Source organism: Actinoplanes sp. NPDC051388 (assembly GCF_055586225.1).
Genome location: NZ_JBVJIP010000005.1, coordinates 143,306 through 157,440 on the forward strand (window position 1 = coordinate 143,306; position 14,135 = coordinate 157,440).

Annotated in this window: 11 protein-coding genes and 1 pseudogene; 7 read left to right on the forward strand and 5 right to left on the reverse strand. The window is 70.2% G+C overall.

Annotated features, from left to right (window positions below; genetic code table 11):
- Positions 1 to 29: 29 nt before the first annotated feature.
- Together ACZ6TI_RS14955 and ACZ6TI_RS14960 are read right to left on the reverse strand one after the other, a co-directional pair.
- Entirely contained in the window at positions 30 to 944 is a 915-nt protein-coding gene (locus ACZ6TI_RS14955) for a tyrosine-type recombinase/integrase (RefSeq protein ID WP_465345907.1), read from the reverse strand.
- Positions 945 to 963: 19 nt separating this feature from the next.
- On the reverse strand, positions 964 to 2,490 hold the full coding sequence (locus tag ACZ6TI_RS14960; protein WP_465345594.1) for an ABC-F family ATP-binding cassette domain-containing protein: 1,527 nt from the start codon (positions 2,488 to 2,490) through the stop codon (positions 964 to 966).
- Positions 2,491 to 2,696: 206 nt separating this feature from the next.
- On the opposite strand from ACZ6TI_RS14960, the gene ACZ6TI_RS14965 reads away from it, so the two are divergent.
- The gene (locus ACZ6TI_RS14965) at positions 2,697 to 3,674 is read left to right on the forward strand and encodes an NAD-dependent epimerase/dehydratase family protein (RefSeq protein WP_465345595.1); all 978 of its coding nucleotides are present in this window, start codon (positions 2,697 to 2,699) and stop codon (positions 3,672 to 3,674) included.
- Entirely contained in the window at positions 3,671 to 4,621 is a 951-nt protein-coding gene (locus ACZ6TI_RS14970; RefSeq protein ID WP_465345596.1) for an NAD(P)/FAD-dependent oxidoreductase, read from the forward strand. Before ACZ6TI_RS14965 ends, ACZ6TI_RS14970 begins: the two co-directional genes overlap by 4 nt.
- Here the strand turns inward: ACZ6TI_RS14970 and ACZ6TI_RS14975 are convergent.
- The gene (locus ACZ6TI_RS14975; RefSeq protein WP_465345597.1) at positions 4,614 to 5,903 is read right to left on the reverse strand and encodes a pyridoxal-phosphate dependent enzyme; all 1,290 of its coding nucleotides are present in this window, start codon (positions 5,901 to 5,903) and stop codon (positions 4,614 to 4,616) included. The two genes, ACZ6TI_RS14970 and ACZ6TI_RS14975, sit on opposite strands and share 8 nt — an antisense overlap.
- A 326-nt stretch (positions 5,904 to 6,229) precedes the next feature.
- Here ACZ6TI_RS14975 and ACZ6TI_RS14980 point away from each other — a divergent pair, with 326 nt between their 5' ends.
- Both ACZ6TI_RS14980 and ACZ6TI_RS14985 read left to right on the forward strand, forming a co-directional pair.
- Entirely contained in the window at positions 6,230 to 7,174 is a 945-nt protein-coding gene (locus ACZ6TI_RS14980; protein ID WP_465345598.1) for a phosphotransferase family protein, read from the forward strand.
- A 257-nt stretch (positions 7,175 to 7,431) separates the two neighbouring features.
- Positions 7,432 to 7,980: pseudogene (locus tag ACZ6TI_RS14985) on the forward strand (DUF4158 domain-containing protein); the annotation flags it as partial.
- Positions 7,981 to 8,125: 145 nt separating this feature from the next.
- Here the strand turns inward: ACZ6TI_RS14985 and ACZ6TI_RS14990 are convergent.
- Positions 8,126 to 8,827 (reverse strand): FadR/GntR family transcriptional regulator, encoded by a 702-nt coding sequence (locus tag ACZ6TI_RS14990; protein WP_465345599.1) that lies wholly within the window; start codon positions 8,825 to 8,827, stop codon positions 8,126 to 8,128.
- A 121-nt stretch (positions 8,828 to 8,948) separates the two neighbouring features.
- Between ACZ6TI_RS14990 and ACZ6TI_RS14995 the strand changes: the two genes are divergently transcribed.
- The 3 genes from ACZ6TI_RS14995 to ACZ6TI_RS15005 are packed head-to-tail and all read left to right on the forward strand — an operon-like array spanning position 8,949 to position 13,020.
- Complete coding sequence (locus ACZ6TI_RS14995) at positions 8,949 to 10,256, forward strand: SLC13 family permease (RefSeq protein ID WP_465345600.1); 1,308 nt, start codon at positions 8,949 to 8,951, stop codon at positions 10,254 to 10,256.
- A 6-nt stretch (positions 10,257 to 10,262) separates the two neighbouring features.
- The gene (locus ACZ6TI_RS15000) at positions 10,263 to 11,672 is read left to right on the forward strand and encodes an acyl-CoA synthetase (protein ID WP_465345601.1); all 1,410 of its coding nucleotides are present in this window, start codon (positions 10,263 to 10,265) and stop codon (positions 11,670 to 11,672) included.
- A 25-nt stretch (positions 11,673 to 11,697) separates the two neighbouring features.
- Positions 11,698 to 13,020, forward strand: coding sequence for a carboxyl transferase domain-containing protein (locus ACZ6TI_RS15005; RefSeq protein WP_465345602.1), 1,323 nt, complete (start codon positions 11,698 to 11,700; stop codon positions 13,018 to 13,020).
- Positions 13,021 to 13,264: 244 nt separating this feature from the next.
- Here ACZ6TI_RS15005 and ACZ6TI_RS15010 read toward each other — a convergent pair whose 3' ends face one another.
- Positions 13,265 to 14,047, reverse strand: coding sequence for a class I SAM-dependent methyltransferase (locus tag ACZ6TI_RS15010; protein ID WP_465345603.1), 783 nt, complete (start codon positions 14,045 to 14,047; stop codon positions 13,265 to 13,267).
- Positions 14,048 to 14,135 lie beyond the last annotated feature (88 nt).

Sequence of the window (14,135 nt, forward strand, 5' to 3'; positions counted from 1 at the left end):
ACCCGCGGCGTCCGACAATAGGCGGTCGGTCAGCCCGCCCGGCGCCTGGCCCGCGCCGCCGCGATCGTGTACGCCGGATCCCGGTCCAGGTTGTGCCGATCCCGGTCATAGCGGCGCGTCGTCCGCGGGTCCGCGTGGCCCATCGCGTCCTGCACGTCCTCCAGCGCCACCCCCTCGTCCCGGGCCGCGGTCGCGAACGCGTGCCGCAGCGAATGCGGCGACAACCGCGCCCACGACTCGATGCCGGCCTCCTTCGCCAGCCGCCGGACCAGCCGGAACACCGCATGCCGGTCCACCCGGCCACCGGTCGACGTGACGAACAACGGCCCGTCCTCACGACCCTGCAGATAGGCGTCGACCGCCGCACCGGTCCCCGCCGTGAGGACCCGGCGCCGATGCCGGCCACCCTTACCGACGAACCGGATGCTGCGGTGCCCGCGCTCCCAGCCGAGATCCGCCACATCCAGACCGACCAGCTCACCCACCCGCAAACCGAGATCGGCCAGCATGGTGATCATCGCCCGGGTCCGCGGCGTGTCCGCCGCCTCGATCAAGGCGTCCACCTCGTCCGGAGTGAGGCCCACCGTGGCCGAGTGATCGCGACCCACCGCCGGCCGGTCCGCGCCGCCGACCGGATTCACCTCGACCGCCCGCAACTTGACCAGAAAGTCGTACCAGCTCGAGATGCCCGACAACTTCCGCGCCACCGTGGTCGCGGCCAGCTCATCCGCCTCCAGCGACCGGGCATAAGCGTTCACATCCAGGAACGTCGCCCGCAACGGATCCAGGTCCCGCCGCACACACCACGCCAGCCACCCACGCACATCACGCCGATACGCCGCCCGGGTGTGCTCCGACAACCGCCTATTCGCCAGCCACGCCTCAACGACCTGCTCGGCAGGCCGCAACACGTCGAGCGCGGCAGCCGTCTGCCGCGGAACCAGGGACACCCCACCGATCTTGTCAGGCAGCCGTCACTTCACCGTCCACGACATGCCAGCGGCCGGTCAATCCGGCCGCCTTCGCGAAATACCGGTCATGCGTCACCACCAGCAACGTCCCCCGATAACGCCGCAACGCCTCCTCCAGCACGTCCAAAGCGTCGAAATCCAGAAAATTCGTCGGCTCGTCCAGCAACAACACCCGCTGCGGGCTGTTCACCATCACGGCCAGCAACAACCGGCGCAACTCACCCGCCGACAGCGTGTGCAACGGCGCGTCCCACATCTCCTCGTCGAACTGATGCCCGGCCAGCAGACGCTCCGCGTCATCCACATAGACCGGCACCTGCGACCGGAAGAACTCCACCACCGACGCATCCGTCCGCAAACCGTCCGACGTCTGCGGCAACAACCGCGTACCCTCACCCGCCAACCGATGCAGCAACGTCGTCTTCCCCGCACCGTTACGACCGGTCACCAGAATCCGATCCCCGCGCCGCACCCCCGGCAACACCAACTCGCCACGATCACCGTCGTCATCCGGAAACGCCAGCGTCAACGCCGGCCGAGTCCGCGGCTCCGCCACCCACCGCATCGACTCCATCTGCCGGCGCAACCGCCGCTCCCGCACCTTCGCCTTCCGCGCCACCTTCCGCGCGATCCGCCGCAGATGCGGCGCCTCCGCCCCAGACCGCACCGTCAACTCGACACTCAACGACTGCCGCTTGGTCAACTCGATGTCCTGCTCCCAGCGCACCCGGTCCTTCTCCTGCGCCTCGAAATCGAGCACCCACCGGCGCCACCGCCGCGCCTTCTCCTCCCGATAGGCCGAATAACCACCACCCGGGAAATCCTGCGGCACGTCATGCACACCATCGAGCTCGATCACCCGCGACACCGTGGCATCCAGAAACGCCCGATCGTGGCTGACCGCCAGCACCGCACCCGCGAACTCCGCCAGCCACCCCTGCAACCAGGCGGCGCCCTCCTCATCCAGATGATTCGTCGGCTCATCCAGCAACAACACATCCGGCGCGGCCAGCAACGCCCGGGCCAGCAACAAACGCGCCTGCTCGCCACCACTGACCCGGTTGAGCGGCCGCTCGTCCGGCAGCTGAACCAGCCCCAGCCGCTGCCGCACCTCGGCCAGCCGCGACTCCGCGGTCCAGCCCTCCAGCGCCGTCCACCGCTCCTGCACCCGGCCGTACTCGTCCAGCACCCCGGAATCACGGGTCAGCTGCTCCTCCAGCGCACGCATCCGCCGGGTCACCTCGGCCAGCTCACCGAGACCCCCGAGCAGGAAATCACCGACCGTGCCCTCCGGATCCGGCACCTGCTGCGGCACATGAGCCACCCGCGTCCCCGGGCCACGCGTGACCACACCCGACGACGGCGCCAGCTCACCGGCGAGCACACGCAACAACGTGGTCTTCCCGGCGCCGTTGGGACCCACCACACCGATCCGGTCACCGTCACCCAGCACCAGATCGAAACCCTCGAACAGCAGGTCACCGTCGTGGGCACAACCGACAGAAACAGCCTTGAGCACGGAAAACCTCCAGAGGACACACCGACATCGGGACGCACACACAAGTCGGCAGTCACATCACATGGAGGCAGACACTCCCAGCATCGACAACAGATCCGCCCGCAACCCTGCCCCCACACCAACGCGCCCGCAACCCCAATACCGGTTACGCCCCCCGCGTAACCGAGAACATTGCCGCGCCCACCGGCGGACGGCATCGTCAGAGCATGCGTCTACTCCTGCTCGGCGGCAGCGGATTCGTCGGCCGCACCATCGCCGAACTCGCCGTCACCGACGGCCACCACGTCACCGCACTCAACCGCGGCCGGCGACCCGCACCGGACGGCGTACACACCCTCACCGGCGACCGCACCACCACCGCCGGCCTCGCCACCCTCGCCGGACAGGACTACGACGCCGTCATCGACACCTGGTCCGCCGCACCCACCGTCGTCCGCGAAGCCGCCCGCGCACTCTCCGGACACGCCGGGCACTACACCTACATCTCCAGCCGCTCCGTCTACGCCGACGGCGAATTCCTCAACGAGGACGCGCCACTGGTCGACGGCGACCCCGACGCCCCCGCCACCGACTACGCCGCCGACAAACGCGGCGGAGAACTCGCCGCCGACCAATTCGACGGACCCGTCCTGCACGCCCGCGCCGGACTCATCCTCGGCCCCCACGAAGACATCGGCCGGCTCCCCTGGTGGCTCAACCGCCTCCACCGCGGCGGACCCACCCTCGCCCCCGGCCCCGCCGACCTCCCCCTGCAATACATCGACGCCCGCGACCTCGCCGCCTTCATCCTCCACGCCGCCACCCACCGGCACACCGGCCCGTTCAACCTGGTCGGACCACGCGGCCAAACCACCACCGGCGAACTCCTCACCACCGCCAACGACATCACCGGCAACCACGCCCAACTGCACTGGACCGACCCCGAAACCATCCTCGCCGCCGGCATCCAACCCTGGACCGACCTGCCCATCTGGCTCCCACCAGGCCCCGTGCACACCCAACTCCACCAAGGCGACATCACCCGCGCCCTCACCGCCGGCCTCACCATCCGGCCCACCCACGACACCATCGCCGACACCTGGACCTGGCTCACCGCCATCGGCGGCACCGCACCCCAGCGCACCGACCGCCCCACCGTCGGCCTCGACCCCGCCCTCGAACAAAAAGTCCTCCGAGCCTCATGACCGACATCGCGGTGGTCGGCGCCGGCATCGTCGGAGCCGCCATCGCCAACTACGCCACCCGCAGCGGCGCCACCGTCACCCTCATCGACCCCGCACCACCCGGCTCCGGCGTCACCAGCCGCTCCTTCGCCTGGATCGGCGAATCCGTGCTCCCCGGCGGCGTCATGCACGAATGGCAACGACTCGAAAAAACCGTCCTCGGGGTACGCGTGCGATGGACCGGATCGATCACCTGGGGAAACGCCGACCGCCCCCACGGCGGCCACGTCATCACCGCCGACCGGATCGCCGCCCTCGAACCCCACCTGCGCCGGCCCCCCGACCACGCCGTCCACCGGCCCGACGACGCCGCCGTCGACCCCGTCGCCACCACCCGCGCCCTCGCCGCCGGCATCCCCTACCAGCAGGCCGCCGTCACCTCCGTGCACACCGGCGGCGTCGAGACCACCGCCGGATTCATCGCCGCCGACACCGTCGTGGTCGCCGCCGGCACCCGCACACCGGCACTGTGCGGACCCCTGCCCGTCACGTCCTCACCCGCCGTGCTGCTCCGCTACCAAGCACCACCCGGCCTCGTCAACACCGTCATCGCCGGCCCCGACATCGAAGTCCGCGAAACCGGCGACGGAGAACTCCTCGCCGCCGCCACCCTGGTGACCCGCGACCTCGACCACATCGCCCACCGAGCCACCGCCGCCATCAAAGCCTCACTGCGCGGCGCCGACACCATCCGCCTGCGCACCATCGACATCGGCGACCGACCCATGCCCGCCGACGGCAAACCCATCATCGGATTCCTCCGACCAGGGCTCTACGTCGCCGTCATGCACTCCGCCGTGACCCTCGCCCCGATCGTCGCCCGCCTCGTCACCGCGGAACTCTCCGGAACCGGACCGATGGCCGCACTCGACGCCTTCCGCCCCGCCCGCTTCGACAGGCTCAACTGACCAACTCCGCGAAACGCCGCCAGCCGACATTGCCACCCGACAGAATCACACCCACCCGCGCCCCCGCCGGCACCTCCACCCGCCCCGCCAGCAACGCCGCCAGACCCGACCCGCCACTCGGCTCCAGCACCGACTTCAACCGATCGAACGCGAACCGCAGACCCGCCACGATCTCCTCATCCGACACCAGCACGATCTCGTCCACCAACTCCCGGTTGATCGAGAACGTGAGCTCCCCCGGAACGCTCGCCGCCTGCCCGTCCGCGATCGTCCTCGGCACCGGGATCGACACCCGCTCCCCCGCCGCCAGCGACCGGCGTGTGTCATCACCCGCCACCGGCTCCACGCCGACCACCCGCACCCGATCACTCAACCCCTTGGCGACGGTCGCCGAACCAGCCATCAGACCACCACCACCCACCGGCACCACCAGCACGTCCAGATCGCCGACATCCTCGAACAACTCCAACGCCGCCGTGCCCTGACCGGCGATCACATGCGGATGCTCATAGGGCGGAATCAGAGCCAGACCACGATCGGCCGCCAGCTCCGCGCCGATAGCCTCACGATCCCCGGTGTACCGGTCGTAGAAGACGATCTCGGCGCCATAACCGGCCACCGCGTCGAGCTTCGACCTCGGCGTGTCCTCCGGCATCACGATCACCGCGGTCGAACCGAGCTCCGCGGCCGCCAGCGCCACCGCCTGCGCGTGGTTGCCCGACGAATAGGCCGCGATGCCCTTGGCCCGCTGCTCATCGGACAGACGCGACACCGCGTTGTAGGCGCCACGGAACTTGAACGCCCCGACGCGCTGCAGGTTTTCGCACTTCAGGAACACCGAACCGCCGACCAGGGCGTCCAACGTCCGCGAGGTGACGACCGGCGTGCGATGCGCCACCCCGGCGATGCGCACCGCCGCCGACCGTACGTCATCGAGCCCGACCCGAACGTCCCCGGACACGGTCACCCCTTCCCGCCGGCTCACACCGGCCGTCGCCTTCACGCCCCCGCCATCCTCCCCTGCCCCGGCCTGCCGAAGCCCGGTGACTTGACCGGCGTCACATCTGATTTCGGGGATGTCGTTGATTCCTTTTTGGTTTTGGGGTGATGCGTGCGCGGAGCCAGGTGGCGCACACCCTGTAAGGCGTCCTAGGATGTTTGTGGTGACTGCGGGACACGACTGTTTCGTGCAGATCGGCGCCGTCTGGCGAAGGTCGCCGAGAGCACCCTGGTGGCTTCGATGCCGGCCTGGGCGATCGCGAACTGGCTGGTCAATGCTCACCCTCCCCGGACTGTGCATCGGCGTGGTCAACCTGGCAGCGGCGCCACATGCCGCGCTGCACGACGGAGCGCGCTTGGAAGCCTGGGCCGAGGCGATGAGCGGCGTCACCGAGAAGTCGGCCCTTTGCCTCCGGTCGACCGCGCGATCTGTGGAGAGCCAGAGAGACGGCCGATCCTTGGGAGGCCGACAATGTGCGAGCCGCCTCGAAAAGGCTGCAGCGGAAGGCCGCGGCCGGCAGCCCCTCCCCCGAGGCGCTCACGATCCTTCCTAGCGGGCGGCCTTCGGCTGCTCGGCGGGCCATCGGCTGGATGGGTCATCCTGATCGGATGGGACTGGGTTGGCTGAGCGAGCCGACTGTGGACGCGTTGCGGGGCGCGCTGCGCACGGTGGCGCCGGACCTGGCCGACGGCACGATCGAGCCCCGCGGGCTCGAGCCGAGCGACGACCCCGAGTGGTGCGCGGCCACCGCCGTGGTCGACGGCCGGTTCGTGGTGAAGTTCGCCTGGGCCGAGCCGCCCGCACTGCGAATCTGCCATCAGGCGCGGCTGATGGACGCGCTGCGCGCGGCCGCGGCGCCGTTGCCGCTGCCCGAGGTGGTCGCGGTGTCCCGTGACCCGGCGATGCTGATCACGCGCCGGGCCGACGCGGTGCCGTTCTTCGAGGCGCGGCACCTGATCGCTCCGGACGATCGGGAGCCGGCCGCGCGTGACCTGGCCGCGGTTCTGGCGGGTCTGCACCAACCGCACGTCCTGAAGTCCGTGTCCGACACGATGGGACGGTTGCCCGGACCGACGGCCGACGCCACGACGGACGCCCTGCGGGACCGGTTCGGGGCACTGATCAGATCCGACCAGCGGGCCCGGGTGTCGTCCTGGTGCGACTGGGCCGACCGGGCACTCGCGACGCCGGGCCGGACCGTTCTGGTCCACGGCGACTTCCACGGCGACAACCACCTCTGGGACCGGAAGTCACTGCGGCTGAGCCTGGTCGTCGACTGGGAGACGGCGGGCACCGGCGAACCCGAGTTCGACCTGCGATGCCTGCCCGCGGACTGCGGCATCGAACTGTTCACCGCCACGGTGGCTCACTATGAGCGGATGTCCGGCACCACCCTGGACGTGGACCGGATCATGGCCTGGCACCTGCGGACCGTTCTGGGCGACGCGCTCTGGCGGACCGTGGCCGGGTTCCCGTTGCCGGACCATCGCACCCCGGCGGAATGGGTCGATGACCTGGACGCCAGATTCACCACGCTGGGGACTTTCGGCTGATGGGTGTCGCCACACCCAACCACCAAGCCCTCCGCCGGCGAACCGGCTCGGCTGCCCACGCCACCACATCCCTCACGACGAAGCACCGCCCGGCCGGGTGGGCCGGCTGGGTGGGCCGGCCGGGTGCTCACCACCGATAGGGCCGGCTGTAGCTTCCAGCGAAAAAACAACGCTAAGAACCTGGCATTGAATCTTGGTCTGACCGGCCCGTAACCTGCCGTCCGTTTGGTGACGGTCGATGGCGGGGTGGTGAGTTCGTGGCGACTCGGGATGTGTTCTCCGAGGACGAGATGGCGCGGTTGCGGTCGTTCCCGGAGATCGGCCGGGTGGAGTTGATTCGGCATTTCACGCTCACGGACGCGGACGAGGCGTTCCTGCGCAAGTTCCGGACGGGCCGCAACGTGCTCGGCGCGGCGGTTCAGCTGTGCGCGTTGCCGTGGCTGGGTTACGTCGATGGGCGAGCTGCGCGATTACGGCGCCCGCCGTCAGACCCGTACCGATCATCTGCGGGAGATCGCCGCGTACGCGGGGTGGCGTAGACGGATGCCGCCGGGTGGAAGGAACTGGACGAGTTCCTGTTCGCCCGGGCGATGCAGCACGACTCCCCGAAGCTGTTGTTCCGGCGCCGCCTCGACGCGCACACGATGGACCTGTCGGACCTGCCCGCAGAACGGCGCCGGTTCCTCGCCGGGGTCGGGCGCCGGCTGACTCCGCAGGCGTTGCAGCACCGGGAGCCACAACGGCGGTACCCGATCCTGCTGACGGTGCTGGCGCAGTCCGCCGTTGACGTCCTGGACGAGACCATCGGCGCCGACGTGCCCGGCGGCTACCGCCAACGCGGGGTGTGCGAGCACGTCACCACGGTGGTGACATCACCGCGGAATCCGTTGGGCTGGGCAAGGGGGCAACTTTCACCCTGCGCCTACCGTAGGTGGCGCGACCCGATTCGGCTCAGGCCTCTGGCTCCCAGGTCAGCAGCCGCACCTTCGCGACGGTGCGGACGTGTTTGCGCATGGCGGCGGCCGCCTTTTTCGGCTCGCCTGCGGCGATGGCCTCGTAGATGGCTGTGTGCTGGGCGAGCGAACGGGGCGGGCGGCCGGGCTGGCGCAGTGACTCGGTGCGGCTCTCGGTGATCTGGCCGGCGATCGACTTCATGAACTCCGCGAGCAACGAGCTGTGCGCGGCTGCCGTGACCGCGGCGTGGAACCGCCGGTCGCCCTCCATGCCGAAACCGCCCTCGGCGACCTCGTCGCGCATGAAGTCGAGTGCCTGCCGGATGTCCTCCAGTTCGTCCGCGGTGCGGCGTTCGGCGGCGAGTTCGGCGAGTTTTGTTTCCAGCGCCTCCCGCGCCTCCAGCACGTCCGGGAGGCGTTTGCGGCGTTCGACAAGCTGCTCGACCGGTTCCACGTCGAGGGTGCCGCGCACCAGGTAGGTCCCGCCGCCGTGGCGCGTTTCGATGAGGCCTTGGACCTCGAGCACCACGATCGCCTGTTTCACCGACGCGCGGCTCACCCTGAGGCGAGCGGCCAGATCGCGCTCGGCGGGCAGGCGGTCGCCCGCGCGCAGGCCCGCCTCCGCCACGTGTGCGCGCAGGCGTTCCAGGACCTGCTCGTACAGGCGGGGCTTGGCCATCGGCCGAAGTGCCTCTGACATCGGTCCATCGTATCCCGTGAAGTGGCTCAGCCATTAGACCACCTCTTGACAGTTCCCGGGCCGCAGAGGGAAAGTGGCTGAGCCACTGCGCCACTGGGATCCCCAACGACGGGAGCGCCCGATGTCCCCCGAACTGATTTCGATACTCGTGCTGGTCGTGGTGTTCGTGATCGCCACGACCCGGTCGATCAACATGGGCGCGCTCGCGTTCGCCGCGGCCTTCGGTGTCGGCACGCTCGTCGCGGACATGGAGACCGACGACATCTTCGAGGGCTTCCCCGGCTCGTTGTTCGTCGTGCTGGTCGGCGTGACGTTCCTGTTCGCCATCGCGAGGGCCAACGGCACCACCGACTGGTTGGTGCACATGGCGATCCGGCTGGTCGGTGGGCGGATCGCATTGATGCCGTGGGTGATGTTCGCGATCACCGGTCTGCTGACCGCGATCGGTGCGGTGAGCCCGGCGGCGGTCGCGATCGTCGCGCCGATCGCGATGGGCTTCGCCGCGAAATACAAGATCAGCCCGCTGCTGATGGGCGTGATGGTGGTGCACGGCGCGCAGGCGGGCGGGTTCTCCCCCATCAGCATTTACGGCACGATCGTCAACGGCATCGTCGCCGAGGAGGGCCTGCCGGGCAACGAGATCGTGCTGTTCCTCGCAAGCGCCGTGGTGAACCTGGTGATCGCGGCCGTGGTGTACGTGGTACTCGGTGGCCTGAAACTGGCCAGGCATCCCCTGGACGCGCCCGCGCTCGTCCGCACCGGCGGCGGAGGCGACGGCAACGGCGACGCGGCCGAGACCGAGGCCGAGACCGAGGCCGAGGAGCGCGTCACCCTGACCGCACCGCGCATCGCCACCTTGGCCGGCCTGGCCGCGCTGGTGGCGGCGACGCTGGTGTTCGACCTCGACGTCGGCCTCGCCGCCATCACGGTGGCGGTGCTGCTCAGCGTGGTGTGGCCGGAGCAGAGCAAGCAGGCGATCACCCAGATCACCTGGCCCACCGTGCTGCTGATCTGCGGCATCCTCACCTACGTCGGCGTGCTGCAGACGATGGGCACGATCAAGTGGGCGGGCAACTCCGTCGCCGACGTCGGTGCCCCGCTGATCGCCGCGCTGCTGATCTGCTACATCGGCGCCATCGTGTCCGCGTTCGCCTCGTCGGTCGGCATCATGGGCGCGCTCATCCCGCTCGCCGTGCCGTTCCTGCTGCGTGGTGACGTCAGCGCGGTCGGGCTGATCGCGGCGCTCGCGGTGTCGGCAACGGTGGTCGACGTGAGCCCGTTCTCCACCAACGGCGCGCTGGTGCTGGCCAGTGCGCAGGACGTCGACCGCGACCGGTTCTTCAAGCAGCTCATGGTCTACGGCGGGATCGTGGTGGCGGCGGCGCCGCCGCTGGTGTGGCTCGCCCTTGTCGTCCCCGGAGTCTGGTGAGCCGTCTTGCTTCTCGCATCGCCTTCGAACCGCGTCGCGCTTCGCTTCGGCGATCGCACCCTCACCCACGCCGAGTTGGCATCCTGCGCGGGAGCCCTGGCACAGCAGTTGGTGGGGCTGCCTCGGGTGGCGGTCTGGGCGACGCCGTCCCTCGAGACGTGCGTGGCGGTCGTCGCCGCCTGGTTCGCCGGGGTGCCCGCCGTGCCGATCAACCCGAGAATCGGGGAACGGGAACTCGCGCACATCGTGGCGGACAGCGCGCCCGCCGGTGTGCTCGCGGCTCCCGGCACACGACTGCCGGAAGGCCTGCTGCCGGTGGCCCGCCGGGATGTCACGCTCGACCCGGGAGGGGCCGAGCTGCCACCGGAGCCGGATGCCGGGGCACCCGCGTTGATCGTCTACACCTCAGGCACCACGGGAGCGCCGAAGGGCGTCGTGCTGCCGCGCCGAGCGATCGTATCCACATTGGACTCAGTGGCGCAGGCATGGCAGTGGACCGGGGACGACGTGCTGGTGCACGCGTTGCCGTTGTTCCACGTGCACGGGCTCATCCTCGGCGTGCTCGGTCCGCTGCGCCGCGGAGGCACGCTGCACCACCTCGGCGGTTTCTCCACAGATCAGGTGGCACGGGCGCTCGCGGACGGGGGCACGATGCTGTTCGGCGTGCCGACGATGTACCACCGCATCGCGGACGAGGTGAACGGCAACCCGAAACTCGTCGCGGCGCTGCGGCAGGCACGGCTGCTCGTGTCGGGTTCGGCGGCGTTGCCGGCGACCGACCACGAGCGCATCGCCGCGGCGACCAGCCAACTGGTCGTGGAGCGGTACGGCATGACCGAGACACTGATGAACACCAGCACCCGCGCGGACGGCGACCGCAAGCCCGGCTCGATCGGCGTCCCGCTGCCGGGAGTCGAGGTGCGGCTCGTCGACGACAGCGGTTCGCCGATCCAGGAATCCGGTGCGATTGGCGAGATCCAGGTACGCGGACCGAACCTCTTCACCGAGTACCTCAACCAGCCCGGCGCCACAGCCGAGGCGTTCGTCGACGGCTGGTTCCGCACCGGGGACATCGGCATGCGCGACCCCGACAGCCACTACCGAATCGTCGGCCGCAAAGCCACCGACATCATCAAGAGCGGCGGATACAAGATCGGTGCGGGCGAGATCGAGAACGCGCTGCTGGAGCATCCGGGCGTAGCGGAAGCGGCGGTGACCGGCGAGCCGGACGACGACCTCGGTGAGCGGATCGTCGCCTGGGTCGTGCCGGTCGGCGCCGCGCCGGAGGAACGCGAGCTCGTCGACCACGTCGCACGACTACTCACCCCGCACAAGCGCCCCAGAATCGTCCGTTTCGTCGAATCCTTGCCGCGCAACGAGATGGGCAAGGTCGTGAAGCGAGCGCTCCGTGCGTGAGCCCGCACGCGCCATGATCAGTCGAGTGGCCAGGGCGTTCACCGAACTACCCGACGCGAGTGAACCGCCCGCAGTGGACGGCCCGCTCGGCTGGCCCGGCTACGACGAGGCGCTGGCACGCGCGCGCGATCGCACCGGCGAACCCGAGTCGGTCGTCTGCGGTGTCGCCGACATCGGCGGTGTCACAGCCGTACTGGTGGCATTCGAATTCGGTTTCCTCGGCGGCTCGCTCGGCACCCGGACCGGCCGGCGGATCGAGCAGGCGTTCACCAGGGCGCGCGAGCTCACCGTGCCGGTGGTGTCGTTGATCGCGACCGGCGGCAGCCGGATGCAGGAGGGCACGCCGGCGCTGACCCAGCTGCAACGCATCGCCCGTCAGCTCGCTCTCACCCGTGACGCAGGGCTTCCGCACATCGCAGTACTGCGCGACCCGGCGACCGGCGGTGGCTGGGCCACGCTCGGCGCCGGCGCGGACGTCATCATCGGACTGAACGGAGCGCAGGTCGGCTTCGCCGGATCGCGGGTGCGTCCGCCCGGGTACACCGTCGCGGAGCAATTCGCTGCGGGGCAGGTCGACCAGGTCGTATCCCACCCTGAGTTGAGGGGCCGGCTGGAGCGCTGGCTGCGGCTGCTGACAACGCCCTCGGCAGCGCCCGCCTTCGTGCCGGGTGCGCTGGGCTCGGCGACGCTGCCCGAGACCGGCTGGGATGCCGTACGACGCGCACGCGCACCCGATCGTCCGCGCGCGCAGGCGTACCTCGACGAGTGTTTCGACTGGCGCGAATCGATCAGCGGTGACCGGTGCGGCGGCGTCGACCCCGGAGTGCTCTGCGGGTTCGGCCATCGTGACGGCGTCACCGTCGCCTATGCCGCGCAATGCGGAACGGTGACGCGGCCCGCCGGGTTCCGCACGGCGGCACGGCTGGTCCGCCTGGCCGACAGAATGGGCATCCCCGTGCTGACCCTGGTCGACACGCCGGGCGCGGCCAACGACCGGGAAGCCGAGCAGACCGCTGCGGGCGCCGCCATCGCGGACATGTTCACCGCGATCGCGTCAGCCACCATGCCGGTCACCACAATGCTGATCGGCGAGGGCGGCTCCGGCGGTGCGCTCGCGTTCGCCGCCCCGGGCCGGATGTGGGTCACGCCGGACAGCTACTTCGCGGTGATCTCACCCGAGGCGGCCACGGCCATCCTCAAGCGGCCGCCGTCCGAGGTGCGGGTGACCACCGAGCGATTGCGGCTGCGGCCCCAGGACCTGGTGGAGCTCGGCATCGCGCGGGGAATCGCCGAGAGCGCAGATCTCGATCGCCCTCCGCGCGACACCTCAGGATCTGCCCGGCAGTGAGAGCGCCGGAACGGTCAGTCGTGGCGCGGGCGGTGGCGTTCTCGGCGGCGCGTTGTGCGCAGGTGCCGCAGATGGTCACGCGGGGGCCGCGGACCAGGGGCCGGGCGGGGTGTCGGCGGCGCCGCAGAACGAGCAGGCCTTAGATCAACTTCTTAGCGTTGTTTTTCGCGGGAAGCTACAGCCGGCCCCGATACGCCACCACCGGCCGGCCCTCGAGAACAACTGGCGGCGAACGAGCGGGCCGTCAGCCCACCGACGCGGAGCCCAGCCGTCCGGCGCCGTCGCGATAGGCGGCGGTGAGCCGTTCGAACTCCTGCCGGATGCGGGCGAGCAGGTGCGGCGGCTGGTGTTCCATCAGCATTCCCAGGGCGCCGATGCCGTTCGCGGGTCCACTCCACCAGTCCTCGGGGTCGGTGCGGTGGGTCCAGCTGAGGGTCTCGCAGCGGGCGTCGGTGAGGCCGGCCCGGGTCAGCAGGCCGCAGAGTCCGTCGGGAGTGCGCGGGAAGTCCTTGTCCGCGTCCAGCCGCGGTGTCTCGGCCGGGCGTTCGGCCCCGGACGCGTCGAAGATCTCCCCCCACAGCCGTTGCAGGGGCGGTTGGGGGTAGGGCCAGATGGTGACGGCCACGCGTCCGCCGGGCCGAACGACCCGCCGCAGCTCGGCGATGGCGGCCGCGGGATCTCCGACGTGATTGATCACGAAGTTGGCCACCGCCGCGTCGAAGGAGCGATCGGCGAAGGGCAGCCTCGGCAACGTCGCCTGGTGAAACTCGGCCGGAACCCGTCGGCGTGCCACGTCGAGCATGTCGGGTTCGGCATCGACCGCCACGACGTCGGCGCCGCGGCGGCACGCCAGGGCGGCGACGGTGCCGGGTCCGGTGCCCGCGTCCAGCACGCGGTCGCGCGCTTCGACACCTGCCGCGTCGAGGAGGGCGTCGGCGGGATGCGCGCACAACGTGGCGAAGCTGCGCTGATACGCCGCCGCGCGCCCGGCCCACCGCGACCGCTCGTGGTCGTCGAAAGATGTCATCGGCCCCCGCCCGATCGCCCGAGCGGCAAAGGTAGCGGACCCGCTCGATCAGGCGTCGTTGATTCCTGTTTGTCTTTGACCTCAGCCG

Bases quoted from the DNA above. Each gene is read 5' to 3' on its own strand.
- ACZ6TI_RS14965 (WP_465345595.1), top strand. From the start codon at position 2,697: ATGCGTCTACTCCTGCTCGGCGGCAGCGGATTCGTCGGCCGCACCATC.
- ACZ6TI_RS14970 (WP_465345596.1), top strand. From the start codon at position 3,671: ATGACCGACATCGCGGTGGTCGGCGCCGGCATCGTCGGAGCCGCCATC.
- ACZ6TI_RS14980 (WP_465345598.1), top strand. From the start codon at position 6,230: ATGGGACTGGGTTGGCTGAGCGAGCCGACTGTGGACGCGTTGCGGGGC.
- ACZ6TI_RS14990 (WP_465345599.1), bottom strand. From the start codon at position 8,827: ATGTCAGAGGCACTTCGGCCGATGGCCAAGCCCCGCCTGTACGAGCAG.
- ACZ6TI_RS14995 (WP_465345600.1), top strand. From the start codon at position 8,949: ATGTCCCCCGAACTGATTTCGATACTCGTGCTGGTCGTGGTGTTCGTG.
- ACZ6TI_RS15010 (WP_465345603.1), bottom strand. From the start codon at position 14,047: ATGACATCTTTCGACGACCACGAGCGGTCGCGGTGGGCCGGGCGCGCG.